Raw genomic sequence first — 15,326 nt, forward strand, 5'->3', positions numbered from 1 at the left:
GTTCGGCATCGCTGACCATTTCAACCACTAAGCCTCAACCGAGCAGGGCGCGCCGGTGCGCTCGCCCTGCACCCGCGCACTTTCGGTGCCCCGGCTGAATCATTGCCCGCTCTCGCGGGTGGCCCTCATTTCGCCTCCGGGCTAATCGGGCCGCCGCAGACACGCTCCCAGCGTGGCTGCGACTCTCGCGGGCGTCCTGCCCGCTCACCCGGCCCTGCGGCTCCATTCGGCAATGATTTTTACGCCCCCACCAGACTGCGAATTCTTAAGTATGTAAGGAAAAAGTAGACGGCGTTTTTGGCCGTCCTGCCCGCTCGGTTGGCCTGCGGCTCCATTCGGCAATGATTTTTACGCCCCCACTACTTCTGCAAACCAGCAAGTATGTGAGGAAATGGTAGGGGTGGTTTTTGGGTATCCGCCCCGCTTACCCAGGCCTGCGGCTCCGTTCGGCAAGGGTTTTTATGCCCCAGCCTTTCTGCAAGTTCTTGGGTAGGTACGGAAAAGCAGGCGGTGAATCGTTGAGGGTTGTCGTGAAGAAGGCGAAAAAAAGCCGGGACGTTGATACGCCCCGGCTTTTTATGCGGCCTGGTTTTATAACGCTTAAAGGTCGCGGGTTTTGAAGGTGCTGACGTGGGCGGTCAGGCCGAGGGCCTGCTGCTCCAGGGCGGCGGTGGTGGCGGTGGCTTGCTGTACCAGCGCGCTGTTCTGCTGGGTGACACCCTCCATCTCGTGCACCGCCTGGGTCACCTGGCTGATGCCGCGTGCCTGCTCGTCCGAGGCGGTGACAATCTCCGCCATAATGGCGTTGACTGCCATCACGGCCTGCGTCATCTCGGCCATCGTCTTGCCGGTGGCGTTCACCAACGATACCCCCTTGCCGACACGGGCACCGGACTCCGCCAGCAATGCGCTGATCTCGTGGGCGGCGTCGGCGCTGCGCTGCGCCAGATTCCGCACTTCCCCGGCAACCACCGCGAAACCACGGCCCTGCTCACCGGCGCGGGCGGCTTCCACCGCCGCGTTCAACGCGAGAATATTGGTCTGGAACGCGATGCCGTTAATCAGCGTGGTGATCTCGTTGATGCGCCGCGCGCTGTCGTCAATCTCACCCATAATCGCGACCACCTCACCCACCAGATGCTCACCGCGCCCGGCTATCTGCGCGGCATTGCCGGTCAGTGCGGTGGCGCTGTGCGCGTTCTCGGCGTTCTGCTGCACCGTGGCGGTCAACTGCTCCATACTGGCCGCCGTCTGCTCCAGCGCGGCAGCCTGCTGCTCCGTGCGGGCCGCCAGCTCCACATTCCCGGCAGCGATCTGCGTGGCCTCGCTGCTCACTGCCTCACTGGTGGCACGGATCTGCCCGACCAGCGTCGACAGCTGACGCTGCATGGTCGACAGCGCATAAAACAGACTGTGCGTGTCCTGCGCGCTCACCGTCACCGGCAAACGTAAATCCCCTGCGGCGACGGCGAGCGCAATCTCGGCCGCCTCGCGCGGTTCCCCGCCCAGCGGGCGCGCCACCTTAAAGGTAAACACCGCACCCAGCACGCCGGTCACAATCACAATACTCAGCAACATCAGCCACAACGCCTGAGTACGCTGCCGATCGGCCGCCGCCATCACCACATCCAGCGGCGCGACAATCTGCAACATCCACGGCGTGCCGCTGTTCCCCACCGGGATCGGCAACACAATACTGATGGCGCGCGTCTTCAGCACGCTGTCTTCCACTTCCGCCTGCCACGGCTTCCCGGCGCGGATATGCTCCAACAGCCCCGCTTCGGTCACACTCCCGCCACGCAGCGCCGCGTCCGGATGCGCCACCACTTTCCCCTCTGCCGAATAGAGCGCTGCATAACCGGTGCCCTGGAACGGCACAATCCCGGCAATCATCTTTTGCAAGGTAACCAGCGAGAAATCCGCCGTGACCGACCCGAGGAATTTCCCCTCTTTCATGATCGGCACGGCAATCGACGTCAGCAGTACCGGCACGCCGTTATACGGGTAACTGTAAGGCTCCAGAATCACGTCTGTGCGGCGCTCACGCGGCAACAGATAGTAATTGCCGCTGCCGGGGGTCTCGTAGTCCGTTAAGTTGTGCAGCGCCGGGTTGCCCTGCGCATCGCGATCGCTGTAGCGCACAAACCGCCCGGCGGCATCCTGCCCCGGCTGCCCGGCCAGCGCCCGGTCTTTGCCGTCAAAGGCGTCCGGCTCCCAGCCCATCGACATCGACAGAAAATCGGGATGGTTACCGAGCGTATTCTGTAACAGGGTATCCGCCAGGTGGCGATCGGCCGCGCCGCCCTGTTGCAGGCTTTGCAGGTTGACGCCCAGCGAGCGCGCGGCAATCAGCGCCGCATCCAGCCGTTGCTGGGTCGCCAACGCCTGCGTGGCTGCTGTCTGGGTCAGGTAGTGGATAGAAAGGGCTTTTTGTTGCTTGCCGGATTGGTAACTCAGCAGGCCCAGCGTGGTGACAAAGCCCAGCGTGATCACGCCAAGCCCCGCCAGCAGCATCACACTGCGGGTAGAGAGGCCGCGGTGCGCAGTGCCCGGCGGCTTTTTACGAAATAAGGATGACAAAAACATGGGGTTCCCCTGGCGAAGTCAGTCACAGTGTCAGCGGCACTCCCTGCTCGGGTGGTTCACCTGTTTCCCGCCAGGCATCGGGAACGTTATCGGCACCCGGCGGCGAAACCTTAGCCACTTGCCGCAGGCAAATTTCCGGTTTGCCCGCCCGGCGCACCGGGATCGGGTTCGCCTGATTCATTCATTTTGTGAATGAACGGTTAAAACGATTCAGCAAGCGGATTGATTTGTGTCGTTAAATTACGCAGGATGGAGGTCTTTTATACATCGAAGGAATGAGAATGTTGACGATCAGAACGGCCGGGGTCGCGGATGCGGCCACCCTGCAACAAGTGGCGCGTGAATCCTACCTGCACCATTTTGCCCACCTGTGGCAGGTGGCAGCGGAGATGGAGGAGTTTCTGGCCGACGAGTACAACCGTGACACGCTGGAGGCCGAACTCGCCAACCCGGAGATTTTGTGGCTGCTGGCCGAGTCCGCCGGGCAACCGATCGGCTTTGCCAAGGTGTGCTGGAACCGCCCGCGCCCTGACAACAACGAGCCGGGCGCGCTGCTGCAAAAACTCTACCTGATGCCGGAACAGACCGGCCAGGGCTATGGCCGGCAACTGTGGGAGCAGGTGCTGGCGGCCGCCAGGCAACAGGGCCAGAAAAGCCTGTGGCTGACGGTGTTGCAGAACAACCCGCGGGCGCGCACCTTCTACCTGCGGCACGGGATGGAAAGCATCCAGACCCTGCCCTTCTCCAGCGTCAGCCAGCGCAGCCTGATGGATCTGCTGGTGATGCCGCTCCCATAAGGGGGCGGTTGGCCGGTTAATTGCCCCGTTTGACGTCACCGATCGGTGATCTTTTCTTTACTGTCCCGTGTGTTTTTAGCAGCACGGGTTTAACATTTCTGCGATAAATCACGTACACTCCCTGCGCCGGTTACCGCATGGCGTGGTAACCCTGTGATGGGATCTGCTGTGTTTCTGACGCTCCGCCCCTCTGCCCGGCACCGTACCACGGCGGCCTGGCTGGGGATAGTCGCTCTGCTGCTGCTGTTTGTTGCCCCGGTGATCTCCACCTCACTGGCAGACACGCACGCCCGGACGACGGCGATGCCCGGCATGATGATGGCGATGGACTCTCCCTCAATGGGCCATGAGGCAATGGGCCATGAGGCGATGGATCATGGCGCGATGGCGGCGGGTGAGATGCCGATGTCGCACCCCGCGGGGATGATGCCCGATCAGGCCGCCTGTGGTTACTGCGTATTGCTGGCCCATGCGCCGCTGCTGGAGATAGCGCTGCCGTTGCTGGCCTGGTTTACCCTGCTGGCGGCCCGTGTGCCGCCGCCCCGGCTGCGGTTACGCCTGCCCCCGCCCCCGCCGGTCTGCCGCCCGCGTACCCGCGCGCCCCCTTTCTGCTGATAAGCCCCTGACGCCCCGGCGTCTGTTGTCCGTTGCCGCTGCCCTGCCGGGCGGTGGCGCGTGTCGTTTGCCTTATCACGGAGTTCACCATGTCGGTTGAATCTTTGCCGCAGGCGCGTACGCCTGCGCACACCCTCTCTGCCCGCGCGGCGCTGCTGGCGCTGCTGAAGCGGCTGCATTTCGCCATTGGCCTGTTCGTCGGCCCGTTTATCTTTGTCGCTGCCCTCACCGGCACGCTGTATGTGCTGACGCCGCAACTCGAAAATGCGCTGTATGCGCAGCAACTCTTTACCGATGCCACCGGCCCGGTGCAGCCGCTGTCGCGCCAGGTTGCCGCGGCCCAGGCGGCGGCAGGGCATGGTGCGCGGATCATCGCCGTGCGCCCTGCGCCTTCCCCCGGCCAGACCACCCGCGTGATGTTTGCGGCCGCCGGGCTGGGGCCGTCGGAGAGCCGGGCGCTGTTTATTGACCCACACACGCTGGCGCTACGCGGCGAGCTGACCGCCTACGGCACCAGCGGCATCCTGCCGTTGCGCACCACGCTGGACTACCTGCACCGCAACCTGCTGTTGGGCGAGCCGGGGCGCGTTTACAGCGAGCTGGCCGCCTCCTGGCTGTGGGTGGCGGCGCTGGGCGGTCTGGCGCTCTGGCTGATGCAGCGCCCGCCGCGGCTGACGCGCCACGCCACGGAGAACGCCCGGCAACAGCAACGCACCCGCCGCCGCCATACCGTGACCGGGCTGACGCTGCTGCTGGGGCTGCTGTTCTTCTCCGCCACCGGCCTGACCTGGTCAAACTGGGCAGGCAGCAATATCGACCGGATGCGCAGCGCGCTGGACTGGATGACCCCGGCCGTGAACACCGAGCTGCACCGCAGCCAGGGTGAAAAAGAAGAGGCTGACCCGCACGCGGAGCACCACGGCATGATGATGATGCCCGGCATGGTGATGCCGCCCGCCCCGGCGCAGGCCGCCGCCACGTTTGACGGCGTGCTGGCGGCGGCGCGGCAGGCCGGGATTGCCGCTGACCGGCTGGAGATCCGTCCGGCGAAAATCGCCGGCCGGGCCTGGACGGTGAATGAGATCAATCCCCGCTGGCCGACGCGCGTCGATTCCGCGGCCATCGACCCGCACGGCTACCGGGTGGTGGATGTGGTGCGCTTTGCCGATTTCCCGCTGGTGGCGAAACTGACGCGCTGGGGAATTGACGCACATATGGGCGTGCTGTTCGGGCTGCCGAACCAACTGGTGCTGGCGGCGTTCGGGCTGGGGCTGTGCCTGATGATCCTCTGGGGTTACCGGATGTGGTGGCTGCGGCGGCCCGCGGCCCCCGCGCAGCACCCGGCGCAGACACTCTCTGCCGCCTGGGCCGGGTTGCCGTGGCTGCCGCGCCTCGCGGTGGTGCTGGTGGCCGCCGGGCTGGCGCTCGCCTTGCCGGTGATGGGCGTCAGCCTGCTGCTGTTTTTGAGTGTGGATGTGTGGCGCTGGCGGCGCAGTCAGGCCTGATGAACGTCAGATAATGCCGCCGTTCGCGCGCAGCGTCTGGCCGTTGATCCAGCCGCCATCCGGCCCGGCCAGGAATGCCACGGTGGCGGCGATGTCCTGCGGCTCGCCGAGGCGCTCCAGCGGCGGCATCTTGGCCAGCCGCTCCACCTGTTCCGGGGTTTTGCCGTCGAGGAACAGATCGGTGGCGGTCGGGCCGGGCGCGACGGCGTTTACCGTGATGTTGCGGCCGCGCAGTTCCCGCGCCAGCACCGCCGTCAGCGCTTCCACCCCGGCTTTGGTGGCGGTGTAGACGCTGTAACCGGGGTGCAGCAGCCCGACCAGGCTGGAGGAAAGGTTGATGATGCGGCCGCCGTCGCGCAGGCGCGTTGCCGCCTCACGCAGGGTGTTGAAGCTGCCTTTCAGGTTGATGGCGATAAGCCGGTCAAAGGTGGCGTCATCGATCTCCGCCAGCGGCGCAATGGCCATGACCCCGGCGTTATTGACCAGCACGTCCACCCCGCCAAAGTCGGCGTCGGCCCGGTCAAACAAGGCGGCCACGGCGGCAGCATCACTGACATCCGCTTTTACCGCGATCGCCCGGCCACCGCGCAGGGTGATTTTTTCCACCAGCGCATTGGCCGGCAGGGCCTGGCTGGCGTAGTTCACCACTACCGCAAACCCCTCTTTGCTCAGCCGTTCCGCCACGGCCGCCCCGATGCCGCGTGAGGCCCCGGTCACGATCGCGACTTTCTGGTTTTCATTGCTCATCATCTTATCCCCCGGTTGAGGTCATCTGTTGCGCACGGTGTCGGCGCAAAGCGTGGCCTGCCCACCCGGCCGGGTGCGGCAGCCCTGGGAATAGCTATAGCAACCCACCGCCGCCCCGGCAATGAAAAAGGCCGCCGGTGAAGACGGAAAAAAGAGGCCGCCCGGAGGCGGCCTGTAAAACAAGCAAAGGGGAGTTACAGGTAAAGCGCAAAACAAGCAACAGGTTAGCGGGTGGTCTGGGTGGTGGTCGAGGTGCTGGTGGCAGTGGAGCCGTTGCCGTCTGAGCCGCCATTTTCCAGCAGCAGCGCCACGGCGGTAATCGCGGCAATGCTGCCGACACCGATGGCATCAGACTGCCCCTTGCTCAGCGAGGTCGCGCTGCTGCCTGCGGTTTGTGCCGCAGCCGCGCCGCCGGAGATCGCCAGGGCGGTGATAAGCCCGGCCACTTTCATCATAGTTGCGTTCATTTTCTTATTCTCCTGATGACTTGCTGTGAGAGTCCTGACATACCGGCGGGCCGCCCGGTTGCCGCCGCAGGTTTACGCTGTTTTTTTATCGCGTATTTATCCCGCTGCCGCCGGACGCGGCCCGATATTACCGGGGGATTCCTTGCCAATTAATCAAGCCCGGCGAATTAAAACGCTAGAGGTTTGGCTTTTAAAAAACAAATAACATCAGCGCCGGTAAAGTTTTTAAGAATAGCCTTAATATAAAATGAATTTTTTTAGTTTTTCCGGTGTTTATCACAAGGTGAAATGATCATGAAATCGGCGTGAAAATCCTTTAAAAACAAACAAATACCATTAGGAATGCAATTAAGAATCTCAGGCAACAACGCCAGCCGCCACACCGGCTAAAATAATCACATTATTTTCACTTCTGTTATTTATCTGCCGGGTTTTATTTTTAGCGGGGTATTTATTTCTCATTTCTTCCGGTGATTTTATTTCTTTGGGTGTGGCGCGGGGTTTTCATCAATAAATAAAGGTGTGTGCTGGGCGGGCGGGCGTTAAAAAAGCGGGCGGCGGGCTGGATAATTCCCGGCGGGGATTAATAAGCGGCCATCATCGCGCTCAGGCGGTCGGGGACACCCAGCAGGAGTGAAGATTGATTTCAGCCGGCGTAAAAGGTATAACAACCTCACTTTAGAAGTTTAGACGTCTATACGGATAAGAATGAGCAGCCAACCCTCCTCCACTTCCGGCCAAGAAGGCCAGTTCAAGCGCACCATGAAAGCCCGCCATCTGGTGATGCTCTCGCTTGGCGGCGTGATCGGCACCGGGTTGTTTTTCAACACCGGGTACATCATCTCCACCACCGGCGCCCTGGGGACGCTGCTGGCCTACCTGATTGGTGCGCTGGTGGTCTACCTGGTGATGCTGAGCCTGGGTGAGCTGTCGGTGGCGATGCCGGAAACCGGCGCGTTCCACCTCTATGCCGCCCGTTACCTCAGCCCGGCCACCGGTTACACCGTGGCCTGGCTCTACTGGCTGACCTGGACGGTGGCGCTCGGCTCCAGCCTGACTGCCGCCGGGTTCTGTATGCAGTACTGGTTCCCGACGGTGCCGGTGTGGATCTGGTGTCTGCTGTTTTGCGTCATCATCTTTGGGCTGAACGTCATCACCACCAAAGTGTTTGCCGAGGGGGAGTTCTGGTTTTCGCTGATCAAAGTGGTGACCATCCTGGCGTTCATTATCCTCGGGGCCGGGGCGATGGTCGGGCTGGTGCCGATGCGTGACGGCACGCCCGCGCCGTTCCTCAGTAACCTGACGGCCGGGGGCTGGTTCCCGCATGGCGGCCTGCCAATCCTGATGACGATGGTGGCGGTGAACTTTGCCTTCTCCGGCACTGAGCTTATCGGCATCGCCGCCGGTGAAACGGCGCAGCCGGAGAAAGTGGTGCCGATGGCCATCCGTACCACGGTGGCGCGGCTGGTGATCTTCTTTATCGGGTCGGTGCTGGTGCTGGCGGCGCTGATCCCGATGGACCAGGCAGGGATTGTGAAAAGCCCGTTCGTGGCGGTGTTTGAGAAGATCGGCATTCCTTATGCGGCCGACATGTTTAACTTCGTTATCCTGACGGCCATTCTGTCTGCGGCCAACTCCGGGCTGTACGCCTCCGGGCGGATGCTCTGGTCACTGGCGAATGAGCGCACGCTGCCGGGCGCCTTTGCCAAAGTGAACCGGCGCGGCATCCCGATGAACGCGCTGCTGGTCAGCATGGTCGGCGGGCTGCTGGCGCTGCTCTCCAGTGTGGTCGCGCCGGACACGGTGTTCGTGGCGCTCTCCGCCATTTCCGGCTTTGCGGTGGTGGCGGTGTGGCTGAGCATCTGCGCGTCACATTATGTGTTCCGCCGCCGCTGGCTGGCCGCGGGCAATGCGGCCGCCGCCCTGCCCTACCGCGCGCCCTGGTACCCGGTGACGCCGATCCTCGGTTTCGTGCTCTGCCTGCTGGCCTGCGTCGGGCTGGCGTTCGACCCGTCGCAACGGATTGCCCTATACTGTGGCCTGCCGTTCGTTGCGCTCTGCTATGTTGCCTATTATGTGACCCAACGACGGGCGAAAACCTTAACTGCCGCTGTATCAGGAGAACACCATGCCGGCTGAAAACCCGATTGCCCGCCATCTGGCGCAACACCCTTATCTGATCCTGGACGGGGCGCTGGCCACCGAGCTGGAGGCGCGCGGCTGCGACCTGGCTGACCCGCTCTGGTCGGCGAAAGTGCTGCTGGAGAACCCGGAACTGATTTATCAGGTGCATCTGGACTACTTCCGCGCCGGGGCGCAGTGCGCCATTACCGCCAGCTATCAGGCGACGCCGCAGGGCTTTGCGCCGCGCGGGCTGGATGAGGCGGCCTCGCTGGCGCTGATTGGCAAAAGCGTGTCGCTGGCGCAACAGGCGCGCAGCGATTACCTGGCGCAGCACCCGGAGAAAACCGGCCTGCTGGTGGCCGGCTCGGTTGGCCCCTACGGCGCTTACCTGGCGGACGGCTCTGAGTACCGCGGGGACTACCAGCTGCCGCAGGCGGAGATGATGGCGTTCCACCGGCCGCGCATCCGCGCGCTGGCGGAAGCGGGCGTGGATCTGCTGGCGTGCGAAACGCTGCCGTCGTTTGCCGAGTTGCAGGCGCTGATTGCGCTGCTGGCAGAGTTCCCGGCGCTCTCTGCCTGGTTCTCCTTTACGCTGCGTGACAGCGACCACCTGAGCGACGGCACCCCGCTGACGCAGGTGGTGGATCTGCTGAACGCCACCCCACAGGCGGCGGCGCTGGGGATTAACTGCATCGCGCTGGACAAGGTCACGGCGGCGCTGCAATCCCTAAGCCCGCTGACGGACAAACCGCTGCTGGTCTACCCGAATTCCGGCGAGCAGTATGACGCGACCAGCAAACGCTGGCACAGCTGCGGCAGCGGCCACCCCACGCCGGCAGACCACCTCCCGGCGTGGATCGCGCTCGGTGCCCGGCTGGTCGGCGGCTGCTGCCGCACTACCCCTGAAGACATCGCCGCCATCGCCCAGCGCTGCGCGGGCTGATCCCCTCCCTTGCCTGATTCAGGCGCGCCGGTTACTCCGGCGTGCCTGCCGCGCACTGCTGCCAGTAACGCAGGATGGCATCCGCAAGATCGTTCTCTTCGGCATAAAACCAGGCCAGCGGCAGCCCGAGTGCCTGGGCGATCCGGCTTGCGGTGGCCTGGTCGGGCTGGTGTTTGCCCTTCTCATACTGGTTCATCCGCGCGCTGGAGGTGGTTTCCTCCATGCCGGCCAACAGCCCGAGTTTATATTGCGTTAACCCGGCCCGTACCCGCGCCTCTTTTAATCGTTTTACCAGCATGATTATTTTCCTCTTCATTGACTCAGGTATTCTTAGTTTTTATCCGCGCCCGCCACCCGCCCGGAAAATAACGCGCCACCCCGCGCCGCAGAAGTATGAACGCCGTCCCACTTTTTGGGAAAGGGCTTTATTTTAAGATGTGTCTGAATATTGCCGATTTTATGAACCACTTCGCAAAATGTGTCTGTTTTGTTTTCAACCCACGCTTTTCCAATCGCCTCATTTACCTCACTTTTTTATTTCCCCACCGGGTTTGTTAAGCCCTGCCTATTAATCTGATAGTGATAACAGCCTTATAAAAAGACGTAATCCCGGTAAAGTAGCGCCCTGTCGCGCCCGCGTAACCGGTTGTTTTTACATCGCTGCGGGTAAATCACCGTGCGGCAGGCGGCGTTTTCTTTATGCTGCCGGTGACCGGTTCATTCATCCAGAGGAGAGAGACTGCCCGCCCATCGCGATATCTGACGACGTATTACGATAAACGCCGGTGCATCGCCACGTCAGTGACGGCTGGCCCGCCGGTTATTTATTTTGGTTACCTGCCTATTCAGGTGGCCCACCCCGACTCACCTGCAATAAATAGCCTCTGGCTGATAATAATGACTGTTTGAAATAAGGAAATACCATGCGCAATAGCCGTGCTGCGGTACTTAACACCCGAATTAAAAAAAGCCTGTTGATTGTCTCATCCTTAATTATCGCCACCTCTGCCGGTGCCGCGACCCTGACCCGTGATAATGGCGCGCCGGTAGGCGATAACCAGAATTCACAGACTGCCGGCGCCCACGGCCCGGTGCTGTTGCAGGATGTGCAGCTGTTGCAGAAGTTGCAGCGCTTTGACCGTGAACGCATCCCGGAGCGCGTGGTCCATGCCCGCGGCACCGGCGCGCACGGCGAGTTCACCGCCACCGCGGACATCTCCGACCTGACCACCGCGCAGCTGTTCCAGAAAGGCAGCAAAACGCCGGTGTTTGTGCGCTTCTCCCTGGTGGTGCACGGCAACCATTCGCCGGAGACGCTGCGTGACCCGCGCGGCTTCGCCACCAAGTTCTACACCCCCCAGGGCAACTGGGATCTGGTCGGCAATAACTTCCCGACCTTCTTCATCCGTGATGCGATTAAGTTCCCGGACATGGTGCACGCCTTCAAACCCGACCCGCGCACCAACCTGGATGATGACGCGCGCCGCTTTGACTTCTTCTCCCACCTGCCGGAGTCCACCCGCACCCTGACGGAGCTCTACTCCAACGAGGGTACCCCGGCCTCCTACCGCAACATGGACGGCAACAGCGTACACGCCTACAAGTTTGTGAATGCCAAAGGTGAAGTGCACTACGTGAAGTTCCACTGGAAGACGCTGCAAGGGGTGAAAAACCTCGACCCGCAGCAGGTTGAGCAGGTGCAGGGCAAAGATTACAGCCACCTGAGCCATGACCTGGTAGACGCGATTAACCGCGGCGATTTCCCGAAATGGGATCTCTATGTGCAGGTGCTGAAGCCGGAAGAGCTGAAGAATTTCGATTTCGACCCGCTCGACCCGACCAAAATCTGGCCAGATGTGCCGGAGCGTAAAATCGGCCAGATGGTGCTGAACAAGAACCCGGATAACGTGTTCCAGGAGACTGAGCAGGTGGCGATGGCCCCGGCGAACCTGGTGCCGGGCATTGAGCCGTCTGAAGACAAACTGTTGCAAGGCCGCCTGTTTGCCTATGCCGACACCCAGATCTACCGCCTGGGCGCCAACGGCATGAGCCTGCCGATCAACGCCCCGCGTGCGCCGGTCAACAACATCAACCAGGACGGCAGCCACAACACCGGCCACACGCAGGACAAGGGCGTGAACTACCAGCCAAGCCGCCTCTACCCGCGTGAGGAGCTGGCTTCGGCGCGCTACAGCCTGACGCCGCTGGAAGGTACCACCCAGCAAACCAAAATCCAGAAGGAGCAGAACTTCAAGCAGGCGGGTGAACTCTACCGCTCCTACAGCAAAAAAGATCAGGATGACCTGATCAACAGCCTTGGTTCGGCGCTGGCGACCACTGACAGTGCCAGCCGCGACGTGATGCTCTCCTACTTCTATAAAGCGGACGCCGACTACGGCACCCGTTTGACCAAAGTCGCGAAAGCAGACCTCAGCAAAGTGCAGCAGATGGCCGCCAAACTCTCTGACTGATTATTCCGGCCGCCCGCCCCACGGGCGGCCTGAAGGAGCCTGTGACGATGCGTAGTGTGTTGATAGTTAACCTGGTATGTAGCCTGCTGTTCTCCTGGCCGGGCCTGGCACAGCCCACCCCGACGGAGGAGGTGCGCGCCTCGCTGAACCAGCACCTCTGGGATGCGGCGCGCAACGGCGATACCGCCATCATCGGGGAGTTTGTCGCGGCAAAGTATGACCTGAACGTGCAGGATGCCAACGGCTACACGCCGGTGATCCTCGCGGCTTATCACGGCCATGCGGACACCCTGGCGCTGCTGCTGAAACATGGCGCAGACCCCTGCCTGCGGGACAAACGCGGCAACAGTGCGCTGATGGGCGCGATTTTCAAAGGTGAGGTCAGGATCGCCCGTACCCTGATTGCTGCGCCATGCAACCCGGATCAGCGCAACAATGCGGGCCAGACTGCCGCCATGTATGCGTCGCTGTTTCAGCGCACGGAGTTATTGAAAGCCCTGGCTGACAAAGGGGCGGATATGCAGGCCACCGATGCGCTGGGCAACAGCGTGACATCGCTGGGACAGGGGGAGATCCGGGGGCGGTGAGGGATCAGTATGTCATCCGGAAGGCTTCTGCCATTTTACCGATCTGATGCATATGGTTGTTATCCCGTGCCATTTTATGCGCTTCCGGTTTCAGAATGATAATCAGCAGGTAGCAGTCAGGATGCATGGCACCCCGGCAGTAAACCAGATGGGCGTTATCACTGGTGCGCGTAAATTGGCGGAGATGGCGGGGAAAGGGATGGTCACCGTCGGCAAGGTGCACGTGCATGACCTGCTCCTGCTTTACCAACGGATTCGTGCAGTCATCATCATAAGGGGCATCACGGCCAAACGTGTCCGGCAGTATCCCTTCCTGTTTATACAGCAAAAAATCCGCCACCAAATCGGCCAGTTCTTGCTGGCTGAGTTGATGACGGATCCAGGTCGATTTAAAGATTCTGATGTTCATTCCGTGAACTTATTCCGTAAATGCGTTGAAATCCTTGTCTGAGGCGTTTTCCAACAGCCCCTGTGCATGGCCGGTAATCTCATTCAGGCGCGCAGCCGTGGGCCTGAAACGGGCGGCAACCTGATGGCTACGGTTCTCCTCCAGTAAATCCATTAACTCTTCAAAGAGTCTGGCGCTGATCATATACCCGGCCGGGCGATTGTTGGACAACACCGCCACCGGCTGATCAATAAAATACTTCGCCGGGTTTTTCCGCAGTTCCGTAATATTGATCGCTTTTTCCGCTAAGATACGCTGCATAGTCCCTCCATCATGTACTTAACTCTGTACAGTATAGAGCCCTCCTGTCTGAGCAACAACAGCTGATCCTTTTTCTGCGGGACATCGTCGCTTACAGCCCCAACGCGGTCAGGCCCGGGTGGTCAATGGGCCGCGGGGCGTGGCGATCCCAATGGAATTTGCGTTCGGATTCCGTGATCGGCAGGTCGTTGATGGAGGCGTGGCGCGTCTCCATCAGGCCGTTGGCGTCAAATTGCCAGTTCTCATTGCCGTAGGCGCGGAACCACTGCCCGGCGGCGTCCTGCCACTCATAGGCAAAACGCACCGCGATGCGGTTTTCGCTGTACGCCCACAGCTCCTTGATCAAGCGGTAGTGTTGCTCGCGCACCCATTTTTCAGTCAGGAAAGTGACAATCTCCGCCCGCCCGCTGATAAAGCGATCGCGGTTGCGCCACTGTGAATGCTCGGTGTAGGCCAGCGCAACGCGCTGGGGATCGGTGCTGTTCCAGGCATCTTCTGCCGCACGGACTTTCTGGATGGCGGTTTCTAAGGTAAACGGCGGTAACGGCGGGCGTGGTAATGACATGGCAAACTCCTCTTTTCAGGTAATCCTTTGTTGTACCGGGATTTACTGCCGGAGGGAAATCACTGTTAGTGCTAAGGGTGGCCGGAAAAAGAGGTAAGCAGTGGGGCGTGGTGCCGGGGCCGCTCAACACTGCCGGCCACGCCATCAACAGCGGCACCGGCAGCGTCGCCCGCTGCGCTTTTGTTTCAATCAAATAAACAAGTTAATGATTTTTTTAAGCTTGTCCCGGCCCGGCATACTTTCTTTATGAAGATTATGGTAGAGATGCACATAGGGATGCAGTTTCTCAATCACCTGCAACGGCATGTTCTGCATGGCGTACATCGCCGCGATTTTATGGGTTAACACCGCCCCGCATTTGCCGGTTTTCAGGCAGTAGAGCAATTTGACGATATCAAAGTCATTTTCCAGGACGTCAATATCCTGCGCCAGGGTGTGAATATGCGCCTTGACCGATTGCCACATGATGTCTGAATAGTCATCTTTCCATAAGGAAATTTTAAACGGCCCGTTTTTATTCTGTTGCTGTTGGTTGCCGACAATCACAAAATCCCCTCCCGGCCATTTCTCAACCGCAATGCCGGATAAGAAAGGTAACGCCCGTAATGAAACGATGATCTGATCTTTTTTATCGAACATATTTTCGACATCCGCAATGCTGATCAGGGCGCGCTCACAGACGGCCTCCAGCCCTTCTGCCCCAATGGCCATGGTAATATGCTGGAAAAGGATCTGCGGCACGCTGATGTCAAATTTTATGGTGACCGGGATTTTTTTCGTCCGGTGATAGCACTCATATTCAATCGCATTAAGATAACGGTAAGCGGATTTGCATTTATTATAATACTCCCACGCCAGCTTTGTCGGCTCGAGGTCATTATACGTCCGGTGAAAAAGTTTCCCTCCAAGTACCTCTTCCAGCTCACAAATCACCTTATTTAACGGTGAGCGGGTAATGCATAATACTTCCGCCGCTTTGGAAAAGCTTTTCTCCTCCATGGTGACGATGAAATATTTCATTTTCTTAGCCAGAAAGATTCCCATATCTTATCCTATGAACGTGTAATCACAGCTGTCTCAGTTTATTCCACATAGGCACAAGGCGACCATTAGCGGGCAGATGAAAAAAATAATCAACCCGCCGCTCCCTAAATCCGGTAACAATACATTAATTCTTTTTGCGATCTTTTTATCGGTCAATTATTAGCTA

The 15,326-nt window shown here is 60.4% G+C and carries 15 protein-coding genes; 7 read left to right on the top strand and 8 right to left on the bottom strand.

The features are described 5' to 3' along the window. Positions 1–600 precede the first annotated feature (600 nt). Positions 601–2,586: a methyl-accepting chemotaxis protein gene (locus tag CYR52_RS14600; RefSeq protein WP_241506175.1), complete on the bottom strand. Its 1,986-nt coding sequence runs from the start codon at positions 2,584–2,586 to the stop codon at positions 601–603. A gap of 281 nt (positions 2,587–2,867) precedes the next feature. Here CYR52_RS14600 and CYR52_RS14605 point away from each other — a divergent pair, with 281 nt between their 5' ends. From CYR52_RS14605 to CYR52_RS14615, 3 genes are all read left to right on the top strand, one after another. Further along, positions 2,868–3,383, top strand: a complete 516-nt coding sequence (locus tag CYR52_RS14605; RefSeq protein ID WP_072926664.1) for a GNAT family N-acetyltransferase — start codon at positions 2,868–2,870, stop codon at positions 3,381–3,383. Positions 3,384–3,551: 168 nt separating this feature from the next. Continuing rightward, complete coding sequence (locus CYR52_RS14610) at positions 3,552–3,998, top strand: DUF2946 domain-containing protein (protein WP_165699092.1); 447 nt, start codon at positions 3,552–3,554, stop codon at positions 3,996–3,998. Positions 3,999–4,087: 89 nt separating this feature from the next. After that, positions 4,088–5,503 (top strand): PepSY-associated TM helix domain-containing protein, encoded by a 1,416-nt coding sequence (locus CYR52_RS14615; RefSeq protein WP_101828838.1) that lies wholly within the window; start codon positions 4,088–4,090, stop codon positions 5,501–5,503. Positions 5,504–5,509: 6 nt separating this feature from the next. On the opposite strand, the gene CYR52_RS14620 is transcribed toward CYR52_RS14615, so the two are convergent. Together CYR52_RS14620 and yjbE are read right to left on the bottom strand one after the other, a co-directional pair. Then, entirely contained in the window at positions 5,510–6,250 is a 741-nt protein-coding gene (locus CYR52_RS14620; RefSeq protein ID WP_072926929.1) for an SDR family oxidoreductase, read from the bottom strand. Between the two features lie 224 nt (positions 6,251–6,474). After that, positions 6,475–6,717 carry an exopolysaccharide production protein YjbE gene (gene yjbE, locus CYR52_RS14625; protein WP_241521491.1) on the bottom strand — a complete coding sequence of 81 codons (243 nt, stop codon included), beginning with the start codon at positions 6,715–6,717 and terminating at the stop codon, positions 6,475–6,477. Positions 6,718–7,425: 708 nt separating this feature from the next. On the opposite strand from yjbE, the gene mmuP reads away from it, so the two are divergent. Both mmuP and mmuM read left to right on the top strand, forming a co-directional pair. Continuing rightward, positions 7,426–8,856, top strand: a complete 1,431-nt coding sequence (gene mmuP / locus CYR52_RS14630; RefSeq protein ID WP_072926672.1) for an S-methylmethionine permease — start codon at positions 7,426–7,428, stop codon at positions 8,854–8,856. After that, a complete protein-coding gene (gene mmuM / locus CYR52_RS14635; RefSeq protein ID WP_072926674.1) occupies positions 8,846–9,784 on the top strand; it encodes a homocysteine S-methyltransferase in 939 nt (312 codons plus the stop codon). Before mmuP ends, mmuM begins: the two co-directional genes overlap by 11 nt. Before the next feature lie 31 nt (positions 9,785–9,815). Here mmuM and CYR52_RS14640 read toward each other — a convergent pair whose 3' ends face one another. Then, positions 9,816–10,082 (bottom strand): helix-turn-helix transcriptional regulator, encoded by a 267-nt coding sequence (locus tag CYR52_RS14640; RefSeq protein WP_072926676.1) that lies wholly within the window; start codon positions 10,080–10,082, stop codon positions 9,816–9,818. Positions 10,083–10,707: 625 nt separating this feature from the next. Between CYR52_RS14640 and CYR52_RS14645 the strand changes: the two genes are divergently transcribed. Together CYR52_RS14645 and CYR52_RS14650 are read left to right on the top strand one after the other, a co-directional pair. Next, entirely contained in the window at positions 10,708–12,255 is a 1,548-nt protein-coding gene (locus CYR52_RS14645; RefSeq protein WP_101828839.1) for a catalase, read from the top strand. Positions 12,256–12,302: 47 nt separating this feature from the next. Further along, entirely contained in the window at positions 12,303–12,842 is a 540-nt protein-coding gene (locus CYR52_RS14650; RefSeq protein ID WP_101828840.1) for an ankyrin repeat domain-containing protein, read from the top strand. A gap of 4 nt (positions 12,843–12,846) precedes the next feature. On the opposite strand, the gene CYR52_RS14655 is transcribed toward CYR52_RS14650, so the two are convergent. The 4 genes from CYR52_RS14655 to CYR52_RS14670 form a co-directional block, all read right to left on the bottom strand. Further along, the gene (locus CYR52_RS14655) at positions 12,847–13,251 is read right to left on the bottom strand and encodes a type II toxin-antitoxin system YafO family toxin (protein ID WP_101828841.1); all 405 of its coding nucleotides are present in this window, start codon (positions 13,249–13,251) and stop codon (positions 12,847–12,849) included. Positions 13,252–13,260: 9 nt separating this feature from the next. Then, complete coding sequence (gene yafN / locus CYR52_RS14660) at positions 13,261–13,551, bottom strand: type I toxin-antitoxin system antitoxin YafN (protein WP_101828842.1); 291 nt, start codon at positions 13,549–13,551, stop codon at positions 13,261–13,263. A gap of 91 nt (positions 13,552–13,642) precedes the next feature. After that, on the bottom strand, positions 13,643–14,116 hold the full coding sequence (locus tag CYR52_RS14665) for a nuclear transport factor 2 family protein (RefSeq protein ID WP_101828843.1): 474 nt from the start codon (positions 14,114–14,116) through the stop codon (positions 13,643–13,645). A gap of 189 nt (positions 14,117–14,305) precedes the next feature. Next, positions 14,306–15,160, bottom strand: coding sequence for a LysR family transcriptional regulator (locus CYR52_RS14670; protein WP_101828844.1), 855 nt, complete (start codon positions 15,158–15,160; stop codon positions 14,306–14,308). Positions 15,161–15,326 lie beyond the last annotated feature (166 nt).

It is taken from the genome of Chimaeribacter arupi, assembly GCF_002858805.1.
GTDB lineage: Bacteria > Pseudomonadota > Gammaproteobacteria > Enterobacterales > Enterobacteriaceae > Chimaeribacter > Chimaeribacter arupi.